The organism is Actinomadura sp. 1N219, assembly GCF_044326405.1.
Classification (GTDB): Bacteria; Actinomycetota; Actinomycetes; order Streptosporangiales; family Streptosporangiaceae; genus Spirillospora.
The window spans coordinates 152,688-176,979 of record NZ_JBIRAY010000014.1 but is presented as its reverse complement, the minus strand read 5'-3'; the positions used below and the strand labels follow the sequence as shown (position 1 = coordinate 176,979).

The 24,292-nt window shown below is 71.3% G+C and carries 17 protein-coding genes; 5 read left to right on the top strand and 12 right to left on the bottom strand.

The annotated features are described in order from the left end of the window. Positions 1 to 3: 3 nt before the first annotated feature. Together ACH35V_RS34580 and ACH35V_RS34575 are read right to left on the bottom strand one after the other, a co-directional pair. Positions 4 to 1,083 carry a lipocalin-like domain-containing protein gene (locus ACH35V_RS34580; protein ID WP_395979072.1) on the bottom strand — a complete coding sequence of 360 codons (1,080 nt, stop codon included), beginning with the start codon at positions 1,081 to 1,083 and terminating at the stop codon, positions 4 to 6. Between the two features lie 165 nt (positions 1,084 to 1,248). Then, positions 1,249 to 3,453 carry an MMPL family transporter gene (locus ACH35V_RS34575; RefSeq protein WP_395979071.1) on the bottom strand — a complete coding sequence of 735 codons (2,205 nt, stop codon included), beginning with the start codon at positions 3,451 to 3,453 and terminating at the stop codon, positions 1,249 to 1,251. Positions 3,454 to 3,617: 164 nt separating this feature from the next. On the opposite strand from ACH35V_RS34575, the gene ACH35V_RS34570 reads away from it, so the two are divergent. After that, positions 3,618 to 4,268 carry a TetR/AcrR family transcriptional regulator gene (locus tag ACH35V_RS34570; RefSeq protein WP_395979070.1) on the top strand — a complete coding sequence of 217 codons (651 nt, stop codon included), beginning with the start codon at positions 3,618 to 3,620 and terminating at the stop codon, positions 4,266 to 4,268. 52 nt (positions 4,269 to 4,320) lie between these two features. Here the strand turns inward: ACH35V_RS34570 and ACH35V_RS34565 are convergent, their stop codons facing one another. Beyond that, a complete protein-coding gene (locus ACH35V_RS34565; protein WP_395979069.1) occupies positions 4,321 to 5,913 on the bottom strand; it encodes an alkaline phosphatase D family protein in 1,593 nt (530 codons plus the stop codon). A gap of 216 nt (positions 5,914 to 6,129) precedes the next feature. Between ACH35V_RS34565 and ACH35V_RS34560 the strand changes: the two genes are divergently transcribed. The 3 genes from ACH35V_RS34560 to ACH35V_RS34550 all read left to right on the top strand — a co-directional run bounded on the left by ACH35V_RS34560 (position 6,130) and on the right by ACH35V_RS34550 (position 9,780). Further along, a complete protein-coding gene (locus ACH35V_RS34560; RefSeq protein WP_395979068.1) occupies positions 6,130 to 7,116 on the top strand; it encodes a LysR family transcriptional regulator in 987 nt (328 codons plus the stop codon). 77 nt (positions 7,117 to 7,193) lie between these two features. Further along, entirely contained in the window at positions 7,194 to 8,402 is a 1,209-nt protein-coding gene (locus ACH35V_RS34555) for a S8 family peptidase (RefSeq protein ID WP_395979067.1), read from the top strand. Between the two features lie 118 nt (positions 8,403 to 8,520). Continuing rightward, positions 8,521 to 9,780: a trypsin-like serine peptidase gene (locus ACH35V_RS34550; RefSeq protein ID WP_395979066.1), complete on the top strand. Its 1,260-nt coding sequence runs from the start codon at positions 8,521 to 8,523 to the stop codon at positions 9,778 to 9,780. A gap of 35 nt (positions 9,781 to 9,815) precedes the next feature. Here ACH35V_RS34550 and ACH35V_RS34545 read toward each other — a convergent pair whose 3' ends face one another. From ACH35V_RS34545 to ACH35V_RS34510, 8 genes are all read right to left on the bottom strand, one after another. After that, positions 9,816 to 12,710 (bottom strand): family 20 glycosylhydrolase, encoded by a 2,895-nt coding sequence (locus tag ACH35V_RS34545; protein ID WP_395979065.1) that lies wholly within the window; start codon positions 12,708 to 12,710, stop codon positions 9,816 to 9,818. Between the two features lie 95 nt (positions 12,711 to 12,805). Then, on the bottom strand, positions 12,806 to 13,654 hold the full coding sequence (locus tag ACH35V_RS34540) for a hypothetical protein (RefSeq protein ID WP_395979064.1): 849 nt from the start codon (positions 13,652 to 13,654) through the stop codon (positions 12,806 to 12,808). A gap of 67 nt (positions 13,655 to 13,721) precedes the next feature. Then, positions 13,722 to 16,628 carry an AAA family ATPase gene (locus ACH35V_RS34535; protein WP_395979063.1) on the bottom strand — a complete coding sequence of 969 codons (2,907 nt, stop codon included), beginning with the start codon at positions 16,626 to 16,628 and terminating at the stop codon, positions 13,722 to 13,724. A 217-nt stretch (positions 16,629 to 16,845) separates the two neighbouring features. Continuing rightward, positions 16,846 to 17,472, bottom strand: coding sequence for a hypothetical protein (locus ACH35V_RS34530; protein WP_395979062.1), 627 nt, complete (start codon positions 17,470 to 17,472; stop codon positions 16,846 to 16,848). A 165-nt stretch (positions 17,473 to 17,637) separates the two neighbouring features. Further along, positions 17,638 to 18,585, bottom strand: a complete 948-nt coding sequence (locus ACH35V_RS34525; protein WP_395979061.1) for a SpoIID/LytB domain-containing protein — start codon at positions 18,583 to 18,585, stop codon at positions 17,638 to 17,640. 35 nt (positions 18,586 to 18,620) lie between these two features. After that, positions 18,621 to 19,508, bottom strand: a complete 888-nt coding sequence (locus tag ACH35V_RS34520; protein WP_395979060.1) for a peptidase inhibitor family I36 protein — start codon at positions 19,506 to 19,508, stop codon at positions 18,621 to 18,623. Between the two features lie 61 nt (positions 19,509 to 19,569). Further along, positions 19,570 to 20,418, bottom strand: coding sequence for a peptidoglycan-binding protein (locus ACH35V_RS34515; protein WP_395979059.1), 849 nt, complete (start codon positions 20,416 to 20,418; stop codon positions 19,570 to 19,572). A gap of 249 nt (positions 20,419 to 20,667) precedes the next feature. Beyond that, the gene (locus ACH35V_RS34510; RefSeq protein WP_395979058.1) at positions 20,668 to 21,582 is read right to left on the bottom strand and encodes an NBR1-Ig-like domain-containing protein; all 915 of its coding nucleotides are present in this window, start codon (positions 21,580 to 21,582) and stop codon (positions 20,668 to 20,670) included. 335 nt (positions 21,583 to 21,917) lie between these two features. Between ACH35V_RS34510 and ACH35V_RS34505 the strand changes: the two genes are divergently transcribed. Further along, positions 21,918 to 23,147, top strand: a complete 1,230-nt coding sequence (locus tag ACH35V_RS34505; RefSeq protein ID WP_395979057.1) for a cytochrome P450 — start codon at positions 21,918 to 21,920, stop codon at positions 23,145 to 23,147. A gap of 36 nt (positions 23,148 to 23,183) precedes the next feature. On the opposite strand, the gene ACH35V_RS34500 is transcribed toward ACH35V_RS34505, so the two are convergent. Beyond that, positions 23,184 to 24,158, bottom strand: a complete 975-nt coding sequence (locus tag ACH35V_RS34500) for a hypothetical protein (RefSeq protein WP_395979056.1) — start codon at positions 24,156 to 24,158, stop codon at positions 23,184 to 23,186. Between the last annotated feature and the right edge of the window lie 134 nt (positions 24,159 to 24,292).

The window sequence follows — 24,292 nt, the reverse complement described above, 5'->3', positions numbered from 1 at the left end:
CGATCACGCCTCGCCGGCCGGAAGAGGTTTTGCGTTGGGGGTGCGGGGTTTCCAGTCGCCGTATAGCTCGACGTATGCTCGGCCGGTGGTTCGGCTTCCGGCGTATGTGCCGGTGACGGCGCAGTCGGCTTCGTAGAGGCCGCGGGGTTGTCCTGGGTAGTAGACGTCGAGTTCCTGCTCGGTGACCAGTGAGCGGATGTCGAGTCGGGTGTTCCGGCCGGGGGTCTCGACGCGCCAGCGTGTGGGGTAGGTCTGGCCGGTCACGGGGCTGGTCCAGAAGTCGCGGGCGTATTCGGCCAGGGGGACGATCGAAGCGACCGTGTGGTGGCCGTTGGGATCGACGATGGTGGCGTATGCCTGGTCTTCGCCGTCCTGTATCAGGTTCCATACGTTGAGACGGTCGCCGTTGTCCAGGTGGACGGCCATCCACGTCCAGCGTTGGATGTTCTCCCAGTGCCAGGTGCCCCATTGCCTGTCGAGCCAGGACGTGCCGTGAACTCGGTGCGGGTGGCCGTCGATGGTGAGGGTGCCGCGCGTGGTCAGTGACGGCAGTGAGTAGTAGTAGCTGAAACCGTCCGCGAATGGGATGAGACCGGTGCCGCCCGGGTACAGCGCTGGGCCGGTGTGGCGCAGCGTCATCTCGATGTGCGCGTCGGGCAGGTTCGCGGTGAGGCGCATGGCCCGCATGGGGCCGGCCAGGGTGGCGTCAGGTGTGCGGACGTCGAGTTCGTCGGTGGAGAAGGTCGCTCGGTCGGGCTCGTATCGTCCGACGAATCCGTGGTGCTTGCCAGCGGTCTCGTCGGTGATCGCCGCGTGGACCTCCGGCCCAGCACTGGAGCGATTGATCGTGACCTCGTAGCCGAACCATCGCCGGCCGGTGCTGACGTGGCCGACGACGTACCACCATTCGTAGGCGGCCTCCGCGTCGGAGGCCTGGTCGGCCGGCAGGTGCACGTATCGGGGGAAGGTCTGCTCCGCGTGTTGAGCCGGCGAAAGGGCGGCGGTCGCGCGCTGCGGCGAGCTGAGGAGGGGGGCCGCGGTGGCGGCCAGGCCGAGCGCGATGACGTTTCGTCTACTGGTCATGGGTTCTGCCTTTCGGACGGCATGGGTGGGCGCGGGTGGAGGTGGTCGCGGTGACAGCGAGGATGCCGACGGCGGTCCAGGTCGCATGGCGGCGCCCTGTAGCCCGGGTGCCGCGGTGAGGTGAGCGGGGGGCGCCGGGTGGAGGGGGCGGTGGTCTCGGGGTCATTACGCGTGTTGCTTCGCGGTGGGGGCGTCTTCGGGTTCCGGGGGTGATTCCAGGTTCAGGCTTGGCAGGCGGCGTGCCAGGGGGGCGGGGAGCCACCAGGCCCAGCGGCCCATGAGCTGCATCGCGGCCGGGACGACCAGGCAGCGGATGACGACGGCGTCGACGAAGATCGCGACGGCCATGCCGAATCCGACCTGCTGCAGGAGCCGCTGCGGGCTGAGCATGAACGCGCCGAAGATGAGGATCATGATCAGGCCGGCGGCGGTGATGACGGCGCCGGTGTGCGCGAGGCCCTCCCGTACCGCGGTCTCGTCGCTGCCGGTGCGCTCGCGCTCCTCGTGGATCCGGGAGACGAGGAAGACCTCGTAGTCCATCGAGAGGCCGAACACGATCGCGAACACCAGGACCGGGATGTACGCCTCGATCGGCGCCGGGTCGATGCCGAACAGTCCCTCCTGGAACACCAGGGTCATCGCGCCGAGCGCGGCTCCGATGCTGACGAGGTTCAGCACGGCCGCCTTGATCGGGATCAGCACCGACCGGAACATCAGCATGAGGATCAGTAGGGACAGCCCGACGACGACCGCGATGAAGTACGGCATCCGGTCCGCGACCTTGTCGGCGTAGTCCTGCGTGGCCGCGGTCGCCCCGCCGACGAAGAAGTCCGCGCCAGTCCGGTCCGACAGCTCGGGCAGGACGTCCGCGCGCAGGGCGGTGACGAGTTCGGCGGTCCGCTCGTCCTGCGGCGCCGAGTCGGGGACGGCCAGGATGGTGGCGACCCGGCCGTCCGCGCTGACCGTCGGCGGGGTCGTGGCCGCGATGTCCGCGGTCCCGGCGAGGACGCGTGCCGCCGCCAGCGCCGGCTGTTCGGCTCCGCGGTCGCCGCCGTCGACGGTGATGAGGAGCGGGCCGTTCACACCCGGGCCGAAGCCCGCGGCGAGGAGGTCGTAGGCCTGGCGGCTCGTCGTGCCGGACGGGTCGTTCCCCGCGTCGGCGAAGCCCAGCCGCATGGTCAGCGCCGGACCCGCGAGGGCGCCGAGAACGACGGCGGCCACGACGATCGCCGGGACGGGACGCCGCTGGACGAAGGTCGCGAGACGCCGCCACACCGCCCCCTCGGACCGGTTCGGATTCTTTGCAGCCCGTTTGGCCGCACGCGCGGTGAACTGGCGGGCGAAGCGGCGTCCGAACAGGCCGAGGAGGGCGGGAAGCAGCGTCAGCGAGGCGATCATGGTGGCGAGCACCGTGAGCGCCAGGGCCAGGGCCGACCCCTGGACCGAGCCCAGTCCGAGGGTCACCAGGCCCAGCAGCGCGACGATCACCGTCGTCCCGGCGAAGAAGACCGTCCGCCCGGCGGAGTCGATCGCCGTCGTCGCGGCCGCCTCCGGCGGCCTGCCCTTGAGGAGTTCGCCGCGGTACCGCGCGAAGATCAGCAGGGCGTAGTCGATGCCGACGCCCAGCCCCACGAGCACCATGAGGTACTGGGTGTACGAGGAGATCGTGAACAGGTGGGACGCCAGGATGATCACGCCGACGGTCGAGCCGACCGCGAACAGCGCGGTGATGATCGGCAGGCTCGCCGCGATGACCGTGCCGAACATCAGCACCAGGATCACCAGTGCGGCCAGGATCCCGACCGTCTCGGCCGTGCCGGTCTCTCCCTCGGCCAGCAGGCGGGCGGCCTCACCGCCCACCTCGACCTCGAGGCGGGCCGTCTCGGCCGACTGCGCGGTGTCGACGATGCGCTGCACCTCATCGAGCGACATGTCCTCCGACGCGACGTCGAGCACGGCCGTCGCGTAGCCGACGGCGCCGTCCTGGGAGATCGCGGCGGGGTTTCCATACGGGCTGCTCACGCGACTGATATACGGGAGTGCCTCGACGTCGGAGAGCGCGGACTCGACCTTCTTCCGGACGGCGGGGCCGCCGAGCCCGTCGGCGGAGTGGAAGACGATCTGGAGCGTGTCCCCGGCGCGTCCGAACCCGTGCTCGGCCATCAGGTCGGCCGCGCGCTGCGATTCCGTGCCCGGCAGCGACACGTCGTCGCGATAGCCGTCGCCGGCCACCGACGCGGCCACCCAGATGCCGGCCAGGACCGCGACCCACACGCCGACCGCCGCGAGCTTGCGGCGCTGGGCGAACCGCGCGATCCGGACGAACACGCCGGACCGCGTCGAGTCACGCTCGGCGCTATCGGCGCTCATGGGCCCGCCCCAGACGCGCTGGGCTCGCCGCGGCCGTCCGGCACGGCGTCGACGCCGTCACCCGGCGGGCGGCACGGATGGAAGGGTGGTGAACGAAGCAATCAGAACCTGTCATGCACGCACTATATTCATTAGAGTGCGCGTAAAGTCAAATGGAGCCGGTCATGCCCGATGAGCCCCAGAAGCGCCGCTACGACTCGCTGCGCCGCGAAGCGCAGGCGCTGGAGACCCGCGCCGAGATCGCGCGAGCGGCGCGCAGGCTCTTCGTCGCGCAGGGCTGGGCGGGCACGACGGTCCGCGACGTCGCCCGCGAGGCCGGCGTCTCCGCGCCGACGGTCTACGCCACCTACAAGAACAAGACCGGCCTGACCCGCGCGCTCGCCGACGCCGCCGGCCTCTCGGCCGACCCCGCGCAGATGCTCGACGAACTCGAGGACCCGTCCGCCGACCCCGCGGACCAGCTCGCCGCCATGGCCTCCTTCGACCGCCGCCTCTACGAACGCGCCGGCGACATCATCGCCCTGATCCGCGACGCGGGCCGCAACGAACCCGAACTCGCCGCCATCTACGCCAACGGACGCGGAGCCGCCGACCGGAACAGGCGGCAAGTGTTCGAATCCTGGCCGGACGGCTCACTGCGCGACGGCCTGGACCTGCAGACCGCGATCGACATCTACGCCGCCATCTGCAACATCGACGCCTACTCCACCCTCATCAACGAACGCCGATGGACGCCCGACCAGATCGAGCAGTGGTGGCGGGACGCGCTCCCCCGCGAACTGCTCAACCCCGACCGTCCGACCCCCCGACCATGACCGCCGGAATTCCAGGTCCGCCGGCGCATGGGTCGGGTGGTCGTCGGGGCTCCTAGGAGTCGATGTGGGCGATGCCCGGGCGGCCGTTCTCGATGTAGGCGGTCGCCCGGGTGCTGATCGGGGCGTTGGGACGGGTCACGTAGGGCAGCACCTTGAAGTCGCAGCGCAGCTCGCTCCTGCTGAGCCGCACCAGCTGGTAGCCGCGCTGGAAGTTGTAGAACTTCATGTGCGGGTTCTCCGCCAGCCACGTCTGGCCGCCGGGTGTGCTGTCGGCCCCGTCCCCGCTGGAGCTGATCGAGGTGCCGAGCAGCTCGGCGCCGACGGTGCGGGAGCCGGGGTCGCTGAAGTCCTGCTTCAGATCACCGATGACGTTCTGGTGCGCGTCGCCGGTGACCATGACGAAATTGTCGACCCCGCGCTCCAGCACCCCGTCGAAGAGCCGCCGGCGGGACGCGGCGTAGGCGTCCCAGAGGTCGGTGGAGAACCGCTCCGCCGGGCCGGCCGTGTGGTCGAGCTCCATTGCCACGACCTGGTTGCCGAGCGCCTTCCACCGCTGGCGGGAGGCGGTCAAACCGCTGAGCAGCCACTTCTCCTGTTCGGGGCCGAGGATCGTCCGGTCCGGGTCCCAGCGGCGGTCGTCGGCGACCGGCGGGTGTGGGCGCCGGAAGCGGCGGGTGTCGAGCATGTTCAGCTGGAGCATGTCGCCGAAGGTGAGGCGGCGGAAGATCTGCATCTCCGGGCCCCGCGGCCTCGACGAGCGCCGGAACGGGAGGTTCTCGTAGTAGGCCCGGTACGCCGCGGCCCGCCGCTGCCGGAAGACGGCCGGGTCCTGGTCGGGTTCGGTGTCCGGCTGGGAATGGTCGCCGCCCCAGTTGTTCTCCACCTCGTGGTCGTCGGGCGCGGTCGCCCACGGGGCCGACGCGTGGGCGGCCTGGAGCGCCGGGTCGCTCTTGTACTGGCCGTACCGGACCCGGTAGTCGGCGAGGGAGAAGATCTCCGCGTCCGGGAGGTGGCCGCGGCCGATCGGGTTCGTCCCCCGCTCCTCGTAGATGTAGTCGCCGAGATGTAGGACGAGGTCGAGGTCCTCGGCCGCAAGGTGGTCGTAGGCGGTGAAGTGGCCCTGGTAGTAGTTCTGGCAGCTGACGAAGGCGAAGGACAGCGCGGAGAGCTTCGCGCCCGGGGACGGCGCCGTCCGGGTCCGGCCCACCGGGCTGATCTGCCTGCCGGCGCGGAAGCGGTAGAAGTAGACCCGGTCGGGCGCGAGGCCCTTCACCTCGGCGTGCACCGAGTGGCCCCAGTCCGGCGAGGCGACCGCGGTCCCCCTCCGGACGCCGTGGCGGAAGCGGGGGTCCTTCGCGACCTCCCAGGTGACCTCGAACTCGGCGGGCGGCATGCCGCCGAGCCCGTCGGAAGCGACCGGGTCCGGCGCGAGCCGGGTCCACAGGACGACGCCGTTCGGCAGCGGTTCACCGGACGCGACGCCCAGGGTGAAAACGTCCGAAGGGAGCGGTTCGGTTGGACGGCGCCCGGCGGCGCCGGCGGGCGTCCAGAGACCGCTGGAAAGCGCACCGGCGGTGCCGAGGGCGAGGGTCGCCCCGCCCGCGAGGAAACCGCGACGACCGAGCGGGGGTTGTGCCGAAGCCATGTGATATCTCCGTTGAAGGCGACAAAGGCACCCCCATCCAGTCAGCGGCAGCTGATCAGCAGCGGACCGGCCGGTGACCGGCCACGTCCGGTGAGATGAAGATCGCCACCACCATTCCGGCCGCCGCCTCCCGCGGCAATTAGCCGGACGCGCGTGGCGCGTTTGCGGGATTGTGCGTTATCTGCCGGTGATAGACGGTGCTTAACGTGTCCGGTCATGGAGCTGGAGTTGCGTCACTTCAGGCTGGTCCGCGCGGTCGCGCGCGAAGGCAGCATCACGAAGGCCGCCGCGGCTCTCGGGCTTCCGCAGCCGGCCGTCGCGGCGCAGCTGCGCCGGATCGAACGCACGCTGGGCGGGTCCCTGTTCGAGCGTGACCGGCGGGGCAGCAGGCCGACGGCGCTGGGCGAGCTGGTGCTGGCCCGCGCGCAGGTGCTGCTGTCCACCGCGTCTGGGCTGCGGGAGGACGTGAAGCTCGCCAACGCCCGTGCCGGACGAGGCGTGCCGGGCCGGCTGCGCCTGGGCGGCGCCACCGGGCGAGTCATCGGCGGCCTGGTGCACCAGCTCGCCACCGAATATCCGGACCTCCAGGTCACCACGCACGTCTCCTGGTCGATCGAGGAACTGGCGCGGCTGACCGTCGAGGGCCGGATCGACTTCAGCGTGGTCGGGGTGTGCGGTGACCAGCGGCCGCCCGCCGTCCCCGGCATGATCTGGTGCCCGCTGTCCCGCGAGCCGGTGTGGATACTGCTGGCCGCCGGGCATCCGCTCGCCGGCCGCGACGCGGTCGGCCTCGCCGAGCTCGCCGCCGAGCGCTGGGCCGGGCCGCCCGGCGACGGCTGCCTCGCCGACTGCCTGGTCGCGGCGTGCAGCCGTGCCGGGTTCGCGCCGCTGAGCATCATCGAGACGGACGTGGTGAGCCTGATCGACCTGGTCGAGGCCGGCGACGTGGTGGTGGTCTCCCAGCCGCTCGTCCGGGACGTCCCCGGCGTCGTGCCGGTGGCGCTGGAGGGCAATCCGCTGAGCTGGCGCACGCTGGTCGGCTGGGACGCGCACGGCCCCGCGGCGGACTTCGCCGAGCGCGTGGTCGCGCTGGCACGGGCCGCCTACCTGGAGCTGGTGGCCGGACGGCCGAGGTACGAGCGGTTCCTCGCCGAGAACCCGAGCTTCGGCGCGGCGCCCCCGGACGCCGGTGTTATGCACTGAATGACATGTACCCGGCCGATGCCGGGCCGTGGTTCGATCCATCCCGCGCTCCCCCCACGCCTGCCGATGGAGAGACCATGCAGCTCAGCTTCCGCGCGTGCGCCACAGGGTTGGCGTTGACCGCGGTCATCGTCGGAATCGTCCGGCCCCCCGCCTCCGCCGCGTCCGCCACGGGCGCGGTTCTCGGCGCCGGAGGGCCCGCGGCGGTCGCCGGTTCGTACATCGTCGCGCTGCGGGGGCAGGCGGCGGCCGCCCCGGCCGAGCACGCGCGGACGCTCGCGGCGCGGTACGGCGGCAGCGTCACGCACGTCTACCGGCACGCCCTCAGCGGCTTCTCGGCGAAGCTCACGGACCGGGCCGCCCGCCGCCTCGCCGCCGATCCCGGGGTGCGCTACGTGGAGCAGGACCGGACGGTCCGCATCGCCCAGGCCGCCCCGGCGTCCTGGGGGCTGGACCGGATCGACCAGCGGGCGCTGCCGCTCGACGCGTCCTACAACCCGGCGTCCCGCGGCAAGGGCGTCACGATGTACATCCTCGACACGGGAATCCGCTTCGGTCACCAGGACTTCGGCGGCCGCGCGGTGTCCGGGCCGGACAAGGTCGACGACGACAGCGACTCGACGGACTGCAACGGGCACGGCACGTTCGTCGCGGGCGTGGCGGGCGGGAACGCCCACGGCGTGGCGAACGCCGCGTCGCTGGTCGGCGTCCGGGTGCTCAACTGCTACGGTTCGGGCCGCTGGGCGAAGGTGGTGGAGGCCGTCGACTGGATGATCGCCGACCACGAGACCGGTGAGCCCGCCGTGGCGAACATGAGCCTCGCCAGCGGGAAGGTGCAGTCCGCCAACGACGCCGTGGCCGCGGCCGTGAACGACGGCATCGTGATGGCCGTCGCCGCCGGCAACAACAACGGCCAGGACGCGTGCCGGATGTCGCCCGCGAGCACCCCCGAAGCGATCAGCGTCGGCGCCACCACCCGCAAGGACGCGCGGTCACCGTTCTCCAACGTCGGGCCCTGCCTCGATCTCTTCGCGCCGGGCAGCGCGATCGTCTCCGCGTGGCACACCGCCGACGACGCCAGGACCGGCGGCAGCGGCACCTCGTACGCCTCGCCGCACGTGGCGGGCGCCGCCGCGCTGGTGCTGTCCGGGCGCCCGGAGTCCACGCCCCAGGAGGTGCGGGACGAGATCGTGAACGCCGCGACGCAGGGTGTGATCACCGACGCCGGCGCGGGCTCGCCGAACCGCCTCCTGTACGTGGCGCCCGCGCCGCAGCCGGGTTCCTAAGCGCGCCACTCCGGCACTTATCTGCTCGCCCCCCGCCTCTCTGCTCGCCCCCCGCCTCTCCGCTCGTCGCCACCGATCCGGTCGTCGCCACCGATCCGCCCCCCGCCAAGGAGCGTCCATGTCCCGTATCCGCCGATGCCTCCCCGCTGCGCTGGCCATGCTGTGCGTGGTCGCCTGCGTCCTGCCCGGGCCCGTCCGGGAGGCGACCGCCGCGTCCCCCGGCCGGACCGCGTCCCCCGGCCGGACGTCGCCGCATCAGGTCGGCCGCGAGCAGGCGCTCGACCGGACGCTTCGCTACGGCACGACCGGACGCACCTGGCGAACCGTGATCCGCTCGGACGGCGCACCGTACATCAAGGTGCACTTCGCTTCATTGCGGCTGGTCCCCGGCGACTACGTCACCGTCGCGGACCCGGCAGGCCGGGAGGTGCACGCCTACCACGGCGACCCGACCCGCGCCGGACGTCGCTCCCCCGGTGACGCCGGATTCACGCGTCACGGCACGCCGGGGTTCGCGGCGATGTCGGTCGACAGCGACACGGCCGTCGTCACGCTGCACGCCGCCGCGCCCCGTCCCGGCGCGGCGGCACTGTCCCGGCAGGGGTTCGGGGTGCGGATCGACCGGTACTTCCGGGGAATGACGCAGCCGGAACTCGCCGACGCCGGGCTTCTGAGCGTGTGCGGCAGCACCGACGCGCGCCGGGACGCGGTCTGCTACCGAGACTCCCATCCGGTCCCCTACCAGCGGTCCCGCGCGGTGGCCCGAGCCCGGATCAACGGCATGTTCGTCTGCACCGCGTGGCGGGTCGGCGACACCAACCGGGTGCTGACCAACAACCACTGCATCGCGAGCGCCGCCGACCTGGCGGCGAGCGAGTTCACCTTCGGCTGGGCGTGCGCGACCTGCGGCGGCAAGGACCCGGCCACCGGCGTGAAGGTCGGCGGAGGGGAATTCCTCAAGACGAGCCCGCGCGCGGGCGGCATGGACTACACGCTGGTGACCGTGAAGGACTTCGACCGTGTCGAGCGGTTCGGCACGCTCTACCTCGACCCGCGGGAGCCTGAACTCGGCGAGCGGATCTACATCGCCGGGCACGGCACGGCCCTGCCCAACCGGCTGTCGATCTACCAGGAGGCCCAGGGCGGCGCGGTGTGCCAGGTCGACGAGCCGACCGTCAGGGGCGACGACATGGGCTACAACTGCGACACCACGCCCGGCAGCTCCGGATCACCGGTCCTCGCCGCCGGGTCCGACCGGGTGATCGTGCTGCACCACAGCGGCGGCTGCCCGGACTATCCGAACTCCGGCACCCGGATCTCCCTGGTGTACGACGAGATCCGCGACCTCGTCGACAACCAGCCGCCCGCCCAGCGGTAGACCCGGGTGCCGGTCGCCTCATCCCACGGAGACCCTCATCCCACGGAGACGTCGAAGACGTGCAGTGCCGGGGCGCCTCGCACTGCGGACTTGGACACCGCCGGAACCGTCAGGGCGGTCACGGTCTTGCCGGGGTCGATCGGGATCCGCTGGTAGAAGAGCTGGGTGCGCCGATCGGTGCGTCCCGTGGCGGCATTGTTCCGGTAGTCCATGGCGGCCAGAACTGTCGAGCCGGGCGGCGGGGCGCTGCTCCAATCGGGTGTGGAAAGCCGCACCTTCGTGGACGTTCCGTCGGAATACCAGACGGTCCAGTCGCCCGTCGCCGGTCCATAGGACGCTGCGGAAAGCACGCCTATGGTGTCGCCGGTTCCGTTCAGCGTGATGCTCTGGCCGTTCGCGACCAGGTTGTTCGCCGTCGCGACGGGCACGTCCGGCCAACGCACGGTGACCTTGCCGACGGGGAATGCTGTTCCCGGAGCCACCCCCGCCTGAGCGAGCGCCCCGGCCGAATAGGACGACCCGGCCCCGTCGAAACCGTCGCCCAAGCCCGGCGGGTTCACATTTTCGTCGGTGGTGACACTGACGTTGTTGAATGCGTCGGACAGCTTGCCGTACGGCACCGTGACCACGAGGTCGGCCCCGGTCAGGCGCACCGATTCTCCTAGCGAGCGTGCCGTTACCGACAATGGCACCGTCGCGTTCCCCGGCTCATTGACACCGCTCACGCTCAGCGCAGCCGTGGCTTGGCCGCCGGCGGGCACACGCAGTGTTCCCGATTCCGGTTTCACAGTTACTCCGGCAGGGGGCGACGCCGTCCATTTCACGTCCGTCGCCTTGGCCGAGGCGTTGGTGACGGTCAGCGTGCTGGACGCGGTCGCGCCCGGCTGCTGCAGGACGATCGCAGGATCCACCGAAGCGCCGAACTGCGCCGGGACCAGCGCACCCCGCGCGTACGCCTGGACCTCGCGCAGCGAGTAGCCGAACTGGGTGCCGCGCTCGGTCATCGCGACCCGCAGGTACCGGCCGCGGCCGGAGACGGGCAGGACGTCGAGCCCGCCGTCGCCCGCGGCCGTCGAGTGGAGCGTCCGCCAGGAGCGCAGGTCGTCGGACGCGTCGACCGAGAACCCGCTCGCGAACGCGGTCTCCCATTTCAGGGCCACGGTGCCGAGATCGACCGGACGGCCCAGATCGATGACGACGGACTGCGGTCCGGTCTTCGGGCCGCACCAGCGGGTTCGCTCGTCGCCGTCCACCAGCATCGCCTCGTGGCAGTCGGGCCGCTCCCGCGCCGACGACCAGGCGAGCGCGCCCTGCGCCAGGTTCTGGGTGGATCCGTCCAGCAGCTTCCACTGCGGTTCCTTGCCCACGGCGAAGGCCCTGGCCGCCAGGGCGTCCCAGCCTCCGGTGAGCGGCGACTCCCACAGTTTCTGGCTCATCGCCCGCAGCGGCATGTCGAGTCGTCCGGCCTCCTGCTCTTCGGTCGCCGCGGACGGGCTGTCGTTCCACACGTGCAACTGGCCGCCCAGGACGCCCTTGGCATGCGGCTGCGTGGTGTTCGGGCCGATCCAGTCGTGGTACCGGGTCATGTCCCAGGTGTCGAAGATCTTCCGCGGGTCCAGGTTGTTCCAGGTCGGGGTCGCGCCCGGGACGTCGTAGAGGACGTCGCGGTTCGCGTTGACGATCCGGAATCCCTGGTCGAGGAATTCCTGCGCGAGCACGCCGCCGTGCTGGCTGGACCAGTACTCCAGGACGATGTTCCGGTTGGCCCGCACCTTGGCGCCGCCCTGGCCGCCGTCGTTCCAGATCCGCATGGTCTTGCCGTGCGAGGTGATGATCGAGTCGAGGAAGTTGGTGAAGTCCAGCACCGCGTCCTGGGAGTTGGCGTCCGGGCCGTATTTCTCCTGGGCCCATTTGGTCAGCACCGGGTATCTGGTCCAGTCGCTGGTGTACTCGTCGCCGCCGGTGTGGAAATAGCGGCCGGGGAACAGCGGGACCAGCTCGTCCAGGATCTCCTTGGCGAAGGTGCGGGCCGCCGGATCAGTGGGGTCAAGGTTGTTGGCGTTCCGGTTGCCGTCGGCGTCCACGATCTGCAGTTCCGGGTGAGTGCGCAGCGCGTACTGCATGTGCCCGGGCATGTCGATTTCCGGGATCACCTCGATGTGGTACTTCTTCGCGTACGCCAGCAGGTCGCGCACTTCCCGCTTGGTCCAGTGCTCCGGCGAGACCACCTCGGGGTGGGAGTCGCTCTGGATGCGGAATCCCGCGTTGTCGGCGATGTGCCAGCGGAACTGGTTGTACTTCAGATAGCTCAGTTCCCGGATCTCCCGCCTGGCCCAGGCCGGGGTGAAGTATTTGCGGCCGTTGTCGACCATGAGGCTTCGCTCGGCATAGCCCGGCCAGTCGTCCGCGACGCCGCCCGGGATGCGGTCTCCCTGCCGCAGCATCTGCAGGACGCTCCGGGTCCCGGAGAACACCCCGGCGCTGGTCGGACCGGAGATGGTGACGTCGCCGTCCACCGCGATCCGGCTGGTCTCGGGGCCGCGCCCGCTAAGGGAACGGTCCAATGTCATCCGCAGGACGCCGGGGCCCTCCCCGGGGCGCGGCGGCGTCACCCGCACGACGACCTCGCGCCCGCTCAGAGACTCCAGGTCTTCGGCGAAGGTCCGCGCGTCATCCGCGAGCTGGCCCGCATGGCGCGGATCCACCTGCACCTGGACGGCGCCGCGCTTGAGCACGAAGTCGCGACCGCCGGGACGCCACTCCTGCAGCGCCGGAACCGTGACGGGCGCCGCGGACGGACCCGACGGCGTGGGCGGAGTCGGCGGCGTCGGCTCGGCCTGATCGGCGGCGACGCTCGGCGCGGCGAGGAGCAGACCGGAAGCGCCGAACGCCAGCACGGCGAGCGTCGTCCGCGAGAAATGACTGAACACGACCGATCCCCGCCAAAAAATAGGCACAACCGGGCAGACAGCCGGAAATGTAACCGAGGCAAAGGATCTTGGCAATAGGCTCGCGCGGGCCCGGTTCAGGGTTCCGTCAGCTGGTACGCGCGCAGGTTGGACAGCAGCATGTGGCAGTCCTGCAGCGATCCGGACGAGTCTCCGAGCGAGCGGTAGACGCCCCACTTCGGACGGACGCGATCGGCGAGAAAGGTGTCCACGCCGGTCTTCCCGGCGTCGATGACGGTCTCCCCGCCGTTCTGAATCACCCAGCGCACCGAGCCGGACGACCCGTCGCCGATCGCCAGCTGGAAGTCGACGTCGATCCACCGGTCCTGGAGCGGCTCCAGCTCGGTGCGTCCGACGAGGATGTTCGGCTCGAACACCTTGAGCTCGATCGTCTGCGCGCCGCCGTACCGGCGCAGCGACTGGACGATGATCGGCAAGGTCCCGGTGCCCGGCTGCTTCATCTGCATGACGTGGGTGAAGGTGCTCGTCGCCTTCAGCGAGCCCGGAATGTACATCGAGTACGTCACCCGCCAGGTCTCCCCGGACTTCCATTCCAGGTGGGGCCCGCCGGCTGGGTCCCGCATACCGGTGACCTCCTGGCGCTGCCGGTCGGTGCTGGTGTCGCGGTCGGCCATGTGCATGTCGAACCGGTACGCGTCACCGTCCACGCGGATGTGCGGCTGCCCGGCCGGATGGGAGTCGGCCCGGTCGTCCTCGATGGTCTCGAAGGCGCGCAGGCCGTCGACGGCGGGTGACGGCGACCAGCGCAGTTGCCAGGACGCGGCCGCCGCGCGAGCGGCGCCGCCGGGCAACGCCGCGCCGGGCAACGCTGAGCCGGGCAACGCTGCGGCCGCGATCCCGCCGGCGGCGGCCCCGAGGACCGCGCGGCGCGACGGGCCGCCCGGGGTGCGGGGGTGGGAGCTCATCGGTCACCTCTCGTAGATGGGGCATCATGGCGGGCGCCGGTGCTCGCGTGGTCTGCCGCTCGTGGCGTCACATCCAGGTGACCTGGGCGCGCGACCTCACGTTGAGCTTGCGCAGCACCTTCGCGACGTGCTGCTCGACGGTCCGCGTGGACAGGACCAGCGCGTCGGCGATCTGCCGGTTGGTGTGGCCGAGCGCCACCAGCCGCGCCACCTCGCACTCCCGGGGCGAGAGCTGGTCGCCGTACCCGCGGCGGCCTCGGCGCGTGGGCAGGACGACGCCGTGCCCGCGCAGCACCCGGCGGCAGCGCGCCGCGTCCCTGGACGCGCCGAGCGCCTCGAACTCCTCCACGAGCACGGCCAGTTCCCGGGTGCCGCCGCCCGTCGCCATCCGGCATCGGGCCGCCGCTTCCGCGGCGAGCGCGGCGTGGTACGGCTGCGGCAGGGCCGCGTAGGCCGCATGTGCTGCGGTGAACGCATCGACCGCGTCCGCGACGCGTCCGCGTCCCATGGCGAGGATGCCCTGGCAGGCCGGGAACGCGGCGGCGGCCATCGGGGCGTCCCGGCCCGCGATGCCCTCGGCGAACTCCTCGGTCACCTGATCGGCCTCCTCCGGGCATCCGCCGCGGGCCAGCGCGAGGACGGCCATCGGCACGAGGTCGCCGGCCCACACCCAGATGCCCTTGGCGCGTATCCGGGCGATGCCCCGCCGCGCCTCGGCCACGCCCTCGTCGAACTCGCCGCGCGTGGCGTGCAGCCGCGCCATCGCACCGGAAGCGGTGGCCAGGACCGTCGCGGGCGCGTTCGCGGGGTCGGCGAGCCCTGCCGCGTCAAGCTCGTTGGCGGCGGTGCGCCAGTTGCCGAGCGCGGAGGCCAGCAGGCCGAGGACGAGGTGGGCGTCCGCCGCGATGCAGGACACGCCCTGGACGATCTCCAGCGTCTGCCGCGCCCGCTCGGCGAGGCCGTCCCAGCGCCCGGCGTACCAGTCGAGGCGCAGCGCCGTGCCCTCCATCATGCCCTCGACGAACGCGGCGCCGCATTCGGCGGCGAGCCGCCCGCCCTCGGCGCGGTACCGCCGCGCTCGCGCGTAGTGCCCGAGCCAGGCGGCGGCGTCGGCGAAGTTCCCGCAGGCGCGGGCGGTCTGGCGGCGGTCGGCGTCGCCGCCCGCGCCGCCGATGAGCGCCTCGGCACGTTCCCACACGGCGGGATCGCCCGCGAACATCAGCAGCGCCAGATGATTGCCGCGCACCGCCGTCCGGACGGCGGGATCGGGCTCCACGGCCACCAGTTCCTCGGCGCGCTCGATCCATCGCTGGTAGACGCGGAACGGATGGTCGTCCCAGCTCGGCATCGCCAGCGCCGCCATGCCCCGGGCCGCGAGCGCCGGACGCTCCCGCAGTTCCCCGACGGCGGTCTCGGTGCTGGTCCGGCCCGCCTCGTAGTCGCCCATCTGGTTGTACAGCAGCAGCCCCAGGTTCAGCCTGATCTCCCCGCGCAGGCCGTCCGGGATGTGCTCGTCCCGGACGACGGTTCTCAGCAGCTCGACGGCGCGGCGGTTGGTGAGCCCGAGCACGGCGTCCCGGCTGAACTCGACCGCGATCCTGGCGCATTCCTCCCGTCCGAGACGGGAGTCGGACAGCAATTCCTCAAGGATCTCCACGGCGACCGCCAGATCGCCCATCTCGCGCGCGGAGGCCGCCGCGGCCTCCGCGTAGTGCTGCCACTCCGCGACCATCCCCGCCTCTCGCGCGTGATAGGCGAGCTGGACGAGCGGCCGCGGCTCCTCGTCCGCCAGCGCCCGGACCGCCTGCCGGTGCAACCGGCACCGGTCCGGGCCGGGAAGCGCGGAGTAGACGGCCTGCTGGGCCAGCGCGTGCCGGAACCCGTAGCTGTTCTTGCCGAACTCGTACAGCACGCCGGCGAGCAGCGCCTCCCGGATGGCGCACGAGCAGTCCACAGCCGACGGGCGTCCTGCTCGCACGTCGCTCATGACCGCTCCGATCAGCGCCTCGCCCGCCGGGAGGCGAAGCACCGAGGCGGCCCGCACGGCGTCGGCCGCCGCGGGCGAGAGCAGTTTCATCCGGTCGGCGATGGCCTCCTGGAGCGGCGTGGGCACCTCCAGCCCGTCGAGGACGCCGGCGTCGCCGCTCGTCTCGTCCCGCGCTGAAGCGGGCAGGGCCCGGACGACCTCCTCCACCACGAACGGAATGCCCGCGCTGCGCCGGTGCAATTCCTCAGCGAGATCCATCGCCACTTCGGGAGCGCCCGCACCCTCGGCGGCACCCGTGACCGCGGCACCCGTGACCGCGGCGAACAACCCGCGGACGCCCTGCACGTCGAGCGGACGAAGCGGAAGGAGCAGGGCGGTCGTGCCGGGAGGGTGCCGGAAGGCGCGTCCGAGAGGCAGCCGGTCACCCGACAGATCCTCCGGGCGGTAGCTGAGCACCGCGGACAACCCGGCGGGCGGATCGTCCACCAGGAACCGCAGTAAGTCCCGGGTGCCGTCGTCGGCCCAGTGCAGGTCCTCCACGACCATCACGGTCTCGCCCAGCGCGTCGAGCAGCGCATGGACGGCCCGGAACACCCGGTGCTCGCGGGCCCGCACATCGTGCAGCGGCTCGAGCGCGGGCGGCAGCCGGTCGGCCAGCTCGGGCAGATAGGGGCGCAGCGCACCGCAGACCGGGCTGAGCCCGGCGGCCCGGTCCAAGTCCAAGGGCAGGTGACGCAGCAGTTCGAAGACGGGCCCGTACGGGAACGGCTCGCGCAGCGGATGGCACCGGCCGAGCAGGATCACGCGGTCCCGGAGCGACGGATGGCGGAGGGCCTCGTGGATCAGGCGGGTCTTGCCGATCCCGGCCTCGCCCTCCACGAGCGCGACGGCCGGGGGGCGAGCCACGGTTTCGAGCAGGGAGTTCAGCTCGCCCGTACGGCCGATCAGAACGGGCGCGGCCGGGGTGCGAGGGAGCGGGGGGTTCATGGACGACTCCGGCGGTCAGTCCGCGGCAGCCACTGTGGCGGGGGGATCAGCAGCCGGTCACCGCGGTGACACAGAAGTTAAGTCTTGTTCCGGTCCACGACAACCCCACAATTCGAAATAAACGGCGTGTGCCCTCGTCAGCGAGTTGACGAGAACACACGCCGTGGGGAGGTGGGGCGCTCGACGCGAACGCCGCCTCTCGAATGTGCGGTAAGGGTCAGTCGATCGGGAGCAGCGTCTTCTTCCCCTGGATACCACCGCACAAGGACGGGGCCATGACCTCGGAGGGACTGCCCCAGCCGGCGCACTGGTAGCTGCTGTGCCCGTACCAGTCGTGGCCGAACTCGTGCGCGGCGAGCAGAGCGCCGTCCCTGACGCCACCCATGTACAGCGCTATGCGCTGGCCCTGGCCCCAGTTGCAGCCGACGATCCTCCCGCCTCCGCCGCAGTCGCTGATGTAGGTGTTACGGCACTCCACCGGGGTCCCGCCACCCTGGGTGAACCCCTTCCACGCGGCGGCGCCCTTGGCGATCGTCGCCGCGTACGCCTGGCACGAGGCCTGGAGGTAGTAGCTGCGGCGGCTCGGGACGTCCCAGCCGCCCGGCGGGGGTTCCATGAGCTTGGAGCCGGCCGCTTCGAGCTCCTCCGCGGTGATGCCGTGCGCCTCGGTGGTCTGCGCCTTGGCGCCGTGTGCCTTGGCGGCGTGCTTCTCGGTGGTCTTACGCGCCCCGGCGTCGCCGCGGTCGCTCGGGGTGAGATCGGCGAACGCGGGGGCGCCGGTCGCTACCACGACGGCGGCCGTCAGCGCGGCCAGTCCGGATGTCCTCAGCCGTGTGCTCGGCATGAGCCTCTCCTCCATGGGGGTGGCGGGGGGTTACCTCCCGGCGGCTGGCAGCCGCCGGGAACCACACGGTCGACGTGGTGAGAAGGAGAAGCAATCCCGGAATCGAAAGATGGGTCTACGTATTTAATGGCCGCCCTGGTCGGGGCGCACAGTTCCGTCTCCCTGTCAGGATTGGAGGGCGATCGACCTGTAGTAGTGCTTCAGGATCCTGGAGTACGTCCAGCCGTCACCGGCCCTGTCGCGAGAGCCGTACTGCGACATCCAGTCACCGTCGACCCATCCGCCGCACGCCGTCGTGGTGGCGCAGTAGTGGGCTTCGAGGATCTTCCCCCCGCGGGTCATGCGGGTGCCCCACGTCGCGTCCACCGCCGCGCTCGTCGGCGCCTTCGCGGAGCCGGGCCTGTACACCTGGCTCGACGTGGTGTCGTAGACGTCGAAGCACTCGCCCCACGACGTCTTGCGCGTCGAGTGCAGCGCCCAGTACCAGCCGAAGTTCTTGACGGCCATCGCCCCGGCCCGGAGCGACTCCTTCGGCCAGGTCGACACCCACTCGTTGGGCAGGACGTTCTTGACGTAGGTCTTGAACGACACCCGGTCCACCTGCCCGAGGGACACCCAGTACACGAGGATCGTCGTGGGCAGTTTGGTGTGCGTGCCGTCGGTCTTGCATTCGGTCGGCCCGGAACCCAGGAACTTGTGCGAGGCGTTCTGGTTCTTCAGGGTCGAGTTCAGATTGCCCTTGGCACCCGTCTTGAAGTCCTGGTACGCGCCGCCGTAGTTGCTGTTGAAGTACACCCGGACGGTCTTGCCACTGCGATTCCAGACCGAGGCAGCGGCGTTCTTGACGCACTTACCTTTGCCGTTGCCCGCGCCCTTGAAGTCGTAACACGAGGGCTGCCCGGTGCCGTAGTCGGAGACCGAGCCAGTGAAGTCCGAGATCGAACCCTTGTTGCCGCTGTTGAAGTAGTAGCAGAACTCGCCGCCGTCGCACTTGCCGTCGCGGGCAGCCGCCGAAGCGGGCGACGCGATGGCCGCCAACGCCGTCGCGCCGAGCACCGCCGCGACGGCCGTCGCGGCGAGCCGCGAGACCAGCCGTGCAGTTCGTGTTGACACGGTCGTCCTTCTCTCGTGGTGGAAGCGGCGCCGCGCTATCGGACGCTGTAGCCCTGCGAGCGCCAGAACGAGGTCGGGTTCGGGTTGTCCAGGTGCGGGTCGTTGACGCTCTTGGCCGCGTGCGTCTGCCGTCCGAGGCGCATCTCGACGTGGGTGTGCGCGGCCGAGCTGGACGACACCCCGCGCCACGACTCGTCCGCGATGATCTGGCCGCGGCTGACCGACTGGCCCACGCTCAGGGACGACCGCGGCGCCGAGTGCAGGTAGATCACCGTCTTGTTCGCGGCGGAGTTGTAGATCGAGATGGTGGAGAGCCCCGACCCGCCGGTGTGGCCGCGCGCGATGTAGATGACCTTGCCGCTCACCAGGGCGCGGACGTCCGAGCCGACGCCGCGGGCGATGTCGATGCCCTCATGCCGGCCGGGGGTGGACGTGTAGCCGTCGAAGCCGCAGGTGATCCGGCCGCCGCTGGCCTTGTACAGGCCGTAGGACATGTTCGTCCGGGACGACGGCGAGAACTGGTGCGAGGCGTTCTGGTTCTTCAGGGTCGAGTTCAGGTTGCCCTTGGCGCCCGCCTTGAAGTCCTGGTACGCGCCGCCGTAGTTGCTGTTGAAGTACACCCGGACGGTCTTGCCACTGCGATTCCAGACCGACGCGGCGGCGTTCTTGACGCACTTGCCTTTGCCGTTGCCCGCGCCCTTGAAGTCGTAGCACGAGGGCTGCTTGGTGCCGTAGTCGGAGACCGAACCGGTGAAGTCCGAGATCGAACCCTTGTTGCCGCTGTTGAAGTAGTAGCAGAACTCGCCGTTGTCGCATTTGCCGTCGCGGGCCGCCGCCGAAGCGGGCGACGCGAGGGCGAGCACCGTGCCGCCGATCGCCGCCGCGGCGGTCGCCGTGGTGAGGACCTTGTCGAGCGTTCCCATGCCGTTCTCCTCTTCTCTGACTTTTCTCAGCGGGGCCTGGATTTCCGGATTTCTGGATCGGTCAGCGGCGCTGGTACTCCTCCCAGGTGCGGATGGCCACCTTCGGGCCGTCGTCCGGGCCGCGGTCGGCGAGCCCGTTCCGGCCGAGGTAGTAGTCACCGGTCTGGTGCTGGGCCGGGGCGGAGAGGTCGGTGTCGCTGATGGCGGCGGCGTGGATGTGCCACGGCCAGTCGCCCTGCCGCGGGCTGCGCACCCACGCCGCGAAGCCGACGCGGCGCAGCGCGCGGGCGGCCGCTTCGCGGGCGGACGCGTCCATCCCCTTCACCGAGATGTCCACGACGCCGCCGCCGTCGTGGGTGCCCGCGGACGTGGGGTCGCCGCCGGGGTTGTAGGAGCCCTGCTCCAGCACGAGGTCGCGGCCGAGCAGCCGCTCCGCCTCGGTCAGCATGCTCCGCGTCCGGGTGTTGACGACGAGACCGCCGCCCGCGGACACCCGGCTCCCCGGCGCGATGACGTGAGTGACCGTGAACCGGCCGGCTCCGAGCTTGGCGAGCGACGTCCTGCCCGGCATGCCGTTGGCGTCCAGGCCGGTGTAGCCGAGCGACTTCTGGTACCTCGCGTAGGCGGTGATCGTTTTGGTGCCGCAGGACCCGTCCACCCACTTCTCGTCGAGCAGCTTCCGGTCGCGCAGCGCCTTCTCGACGAGGAGCACGCTCGCCTTGGCGCCCGGGGTCGGCGTGCCCTCCGGCCGCCGCGGGTCGATCTGGGCGGCCTTGACGAGGGCCTCCATGTTCACGCTCGGCAGGGCCCGGACGCCGGCCGCCTGTGCCGCCGGCGTCCCGGACGAAGCGGTCAGCGAAGCGAGCAGGGCGGCCGCCACGAGGGCAGCGGCGCATGCGGGCAGCTTCATCGGATCTCCTGGTTCTCGTGGTTGCGAGCGCCGGGCGCCGGGCGGACGGCCACGGCGGAGCCGGCCGTCACGGATCGCCCACATGTCGGCGGGAAAGGTCGGCGCTGTCGGCGGGGATTGCTTGCGGGCAATGACCACATTGCCGAGGGCCGGACGTGTCAGGTACCCCTTGTGACAGGTTCTGACATGCTCTTACACGGCGGGGCTACTACCTGACGGCCTCTGACGGATCTGACGGCTGCAGGGCGTCTACCGGGCGACGTTCACCACGAAGTAGACGGGACGCGCGCCGGGCAGGAGCTGTTTCCCCGCGCCGTCGACCATCTTCCAGCCCACCCAGCACGACCCGGGAGTGGCGGGCGCGGTGACGCGAACACTCACCCGAACATGGGCGCCCGGTTCGGTGTCGGGAATCGGGACCTTTCCTGGAGTGGAACAGGTGCCGTTGTCGGCGGGCAGCGTCGCGCGGGCCAGAAAACGTCCGTGCCATGGCACGGAGCCCGCGTTGGCGAGTTCCCAGGTCTTGACGAATTGCTGCCCGGTCTTCACCACCGTGCCGTCGGGAATCGTCACGTCGGCGACGAAGACGCTCCTGTCGCCGGTGACCACCGGGGCGCCCGCCACCGCCGGCCGGGCGACCTCGGCGCCGCCCTCGTCCTCCGGCCGGTCGCCGTCGCGGGCCAGCATGGACACGCCGAAGGCCACGCCGCCCAGCGTCCCGCAGCCCACGACGATCGCGACGACGCGGCGACGACGCCTCGGCCTGGGGACGGGCACGGGAACCAATTCGGTCACCGTTGCCGGCTCGACCTCGCCGTCTCCTCCGGGGACCAGGGCGAGCGAGGCGGGGGCGCCGTGCTCGCCTTGCTCGCCTTGCTCGCCTTGCTCGCCGCCGTCCGAGCCGAGCGCGGCGCACCAGAGCTGCCGCCACTCCTCGACGTCACCGCCGCACGCTTCGACGAACGCCTGCGTCGTCGTCCAGCTCGGGAACCGCGTTCCCTTCGCCGCCTCATGCAGGGTCGCGTGGCTGACCGACCGCGACTTGGCCGCCATGACCCGGAACGAGGGGTTCCCCGCCTCGACGCGTAACCGCCGAAGACGCTCGGCGAAACGGTCGCGCCCTTCCTGGCCTCCGGCGGACGACAGCACACCAGACTCACTCATGGTCCACCCACCAACCCGTCGTCAGCGGCCGGCCGGAATGGCCGCCGGCTCCGCGGCGGCCCCCGTCTTCACTCGCATACTGACACAATGCGCTCCCGCGAGCACTCGCCGCCACGTCGGCGATCGCGGCCGAAACCCGCCGGACCGGCGGCGCCGCCAATGCGAACCCGATCGAATCGGCACAACCTCGGACCAACCTCGCAGAAATGGGCGCTCCATTTCACATACGGACGAACTTGATAGGTAACGTGAATACATGATTCAAGTGGAACCCAGGGTGACCAAAGGTGCGGGCCCAATGAACTCTTTTCAACCAGCGCCGCGAGGAGGGCCCGGTGGAGTCTGCGCAGCCGTGGGTGTTCAACCGGCTTGAGCCGCCCTTCCTGGACGACCCGTACCCGCTGTACGCACGCGCCCGCCGCGAGGCGCCGGTGTTCCACAGCCCGGAGTTCGGGCTCTGGTTCGTCACCCGCTACGACGACGCGTGGGCGGTGCTGAAGGACTCGGCGCGCTTCTCGTCGCGCTTCCTGATGCGCACGCCCGCCGACGCGCCGCCGGCCGTCCGCGAGGTGTTGCGGGAGGCGTACCCCGAGCTGCCGATGCTGGTCAACGACGACCCGCCGAGCCACACGCGGACGCGCGGCCTGGTCGATCACGCGTTCGCGCCACGGCTGGCGGCGGCGCTGGAACCGAGCGTCCGGGCGATCGTGACGCGGCTGGTGGACGGCTTCGCCCCCGGCGGCGGCGCCGACCTGATCGCCGAGCTTGCCTATCCGGTCCCGATCGAGATCATCTGCACCCTGATCGGCCTTCCCGTCGAGGCGCGTGGCCGGCTCAAACGCTGGACCGACGACCTGGTGGAGCTCGGGGCGCCCGGCACCGGCGGCGAGCGGCAGCTGGAATGCGCGCGCAGCTCGGTCGCCTTCCAGCACTACCTGGAAGAGCGGATAGAGGCGCGGCGGAGCGAGCCGCGGGACGACCTGCTCACCGCGCTGATCGACGCGCGCGTCGACGGCGAGCGGCCGCTGGACACCGCCGAGCTCGTCAACCTGCTGATCGTCCTGATCTTCGGGGGCCACGAGACCACGACCAACCTGATCGGCAACCTCCTCGTGCTGCTGCTCGCGCGCCCGGAGATGCTGCGGGCCGTCCGGGACGACCCGTCCCTGACCGACGCCGTGGTCACCGAGGGCCTGCGGATGGACACCCCGGTGCAAGGCACGTTCCGCACGGCGACCGAGGAGGTCGCGCTCGGCGGGACGCGCATTCCGGCGGGTGCGAAGGTGATGGTGCTGTTCGGTTCGGCAAACCGCGACGACGCCGTCTTCGCCGACCCCGACCGGTTCGACCCGGGCCGGGGCAACAACAACCGGCACCTCGGTTTCGGCCGCGGCATCCACGCGTGTCTCGGCGCGTCGCTCGCCCGCCTGGAGACCCGGATCGTCCTCGACACCATCGCCGAGCGGCTGCCCGACCTGAAGCTGGACGCCGTCCGGCCCCCGACGTATTTCCCCAGCCTGATGCACCGCGGCCCGCAGGCGCTGAACGTGGTGTGGCGGACCTGACGTCCGCCGTCCCGGTCAGGCCCAGGGGGCGTCCAGTCAGGCCCAGGGGGCCATGGGGTACCAGATGACGTCCCTGCGGGCCAGGATCCGGACGTCCCAGTACATGATCAGGAAGACGCCGGCGATGAGGAACGCGCCCGCCACGATCGCGGTCGCGCGGCTGGGGCGCGCGGCGAGCCACCCTTGCAGGCGCCGGCCGCCGAGCAGGGCCACCGCGAGGAAGAGCAGCGTCATCACCGCGATGTTGCCGAGCGACTGGAGGCTGAAGGCGGCGGCCCCGTACAGGACGTTGCCGGACTCGGCGGCGTCGCGGAACATCTGCCGGAACAGCGCGAACGGGCGTCCGATGAGGAACGCGCCGATCACCGCGCCCATCAGCAGCATCGGCGCGTTCGGGTGGCGGGCGGCGAGCCGGGCGAGCGGGTCGGGGGCCAGGTTCAGCGCGGCCAGCCCCTGCCAGAGCATGAGCGCGCCGATGATCCCGTACACGATCATCGCCTGCACCAGCCGCGGCGACCAGGTGCCGGGCCCGGACGTCTGGAACTGGGGCATGCTCGTGCCGACCAGGGCGACGACCACCCCGTAGGTGGCGGAGACGGCGAGCATCCCGGCGGCGAGCCAGGCGAGCGGCCTGAGCATCGCGCGCACCCGGCCGGCCGCGCCCACCGGGCCGCCCGCCGCGCCGCGCCGCCCGACCAGCGGCGCCAGCGCGCCGAACGCGGCCGCGTTGCAGGCGGTGAACGTGCCCGCCAGCCCGGACACGAAGGCGAACGCGATGCCGGCCCCGATGCCCGAGATCCGCGTCCCGGCGTCCTCCTCCAGGAGCGTGCCGACCACGTTGTCGCCGATCGTCCGGTCGACGAACTCCGCCGACCAGATCACCGTGAGGGCGAACCCGATCAGCGCGCCGACCGCGATGACCAGCCACCGGCGGCGCGGGACGTCGCCGCTGACGAACAAAGACGAGCGCGCGGGCTCCGCGCGCTCCGGTTTCCGAACGATCTGCGTCACCAGGAACTCCTCGGCCGTTGCTGCGGCCGGAGCCGCAACGGCTCCGTCCCGGCGAGCGTGACACCCCGCGTCTTGCCGCACATCTCACGGATTGCGCTCCCGGCGGGCGGCGGCATCCGAGGCGGCATCCGAGG

Bases quoted from the DNA above. Each gene is read 5' to 3' on its own strand.
- ACH35V_RS34535 (WP_395979063.1), bottom strand. From the start codon at position 16,628: ATGAACCCCCCGCTCCCTCGCACCCCGGCCGCGCCCGTTCTGATCGGC.
- ACH35V_RS34560 (WP_395979068.1), top strand. From the start codon at position 6,130: ATGGAGCTGGAGTTGCGTCACTTCAGGCTGGTCCGCGCGGTCGCGCGC.
- ACH35V_RS34520 (WP_395979060.1), bottom strand. From the start codon at position 19,508: ATGGGAACGCTCGACAAGGTCCTCACCACGGCGACCGCCGCGGCGGCG.
- ACH35V_RS34540 (WP_395979064.1), bottom strand. From the start codon at position 13,654: ATGAGCTCCCACCCCCGCACCCCGGGCGGCCCGTCGCGCCGCGCGGTC.
- ACH35V_RS34575 (WP_395979071.1), bottom strand. From the start codon at position 3,453: ATGAGCGCCGATAGCGCCGAGCGTGACTCGACGCGGTCCGGCGTGTTC.
- ACH35V_RS34565 (WP_395979069.1), bottom strand. From the start codon at position 5,913: ATGGCTTCGGCACAACCCCCGCTCGGTCGTCGCGGTTTCCTCGCGGGC.
- ACH35V_RS34530 (WP_395979062.1), bottom strand. From the start codon at position 17,472: ATGCCGAGCACACGGCTGAGGACATCCGGACTGGCCGCGCTGACGGCC.
- ACH35V_RS34515 (WP_395979059.1), bottom strand. From the start codon at position 20,418: ATGAAGCTGCCCGCATGCGCCGCTGCCCTCGTGGCGGCCGCCCTGCTC.
- ACH35V_RS34510 (WP_395979058.1), bottom strand. From the start codon at position 21,582: ATGAGTGAGTCTGGTGTGCTGTCGTCCGCCGGAGGCCAGGAAGGGCGC.
- ACH35V_RS34550 (WP_395979066.1), top strand. From the start codon at position 8,521: ATGTCCCGTATCCGCCGATGCCTCCCCGCTGCGCTGGCCATGCTGTGC.
- ACH35V_RS34580 (WP_395979072.1), bottom strand. From the start codon at position 1,083: ATGACCAGTAGACGAAACGTCATCGCGCTCGGCCTGGCCGCCACCGCG.
- ACH35V_RS34555 (WP_395979067.1), top strand. From the start codon at position 7,194: ATGCAGCTCAGCTTCCGCGCGTGCGCCACAGGGTTGGCGTTGACCGCG.
- ACH35V_RS34570 (WP_395979070.1), top strand. From the start codon at position 3,618: ATGCCCGATGAGCCCCAGAAGCGCCGCTACGACTCGCTGCGCCGCGAA.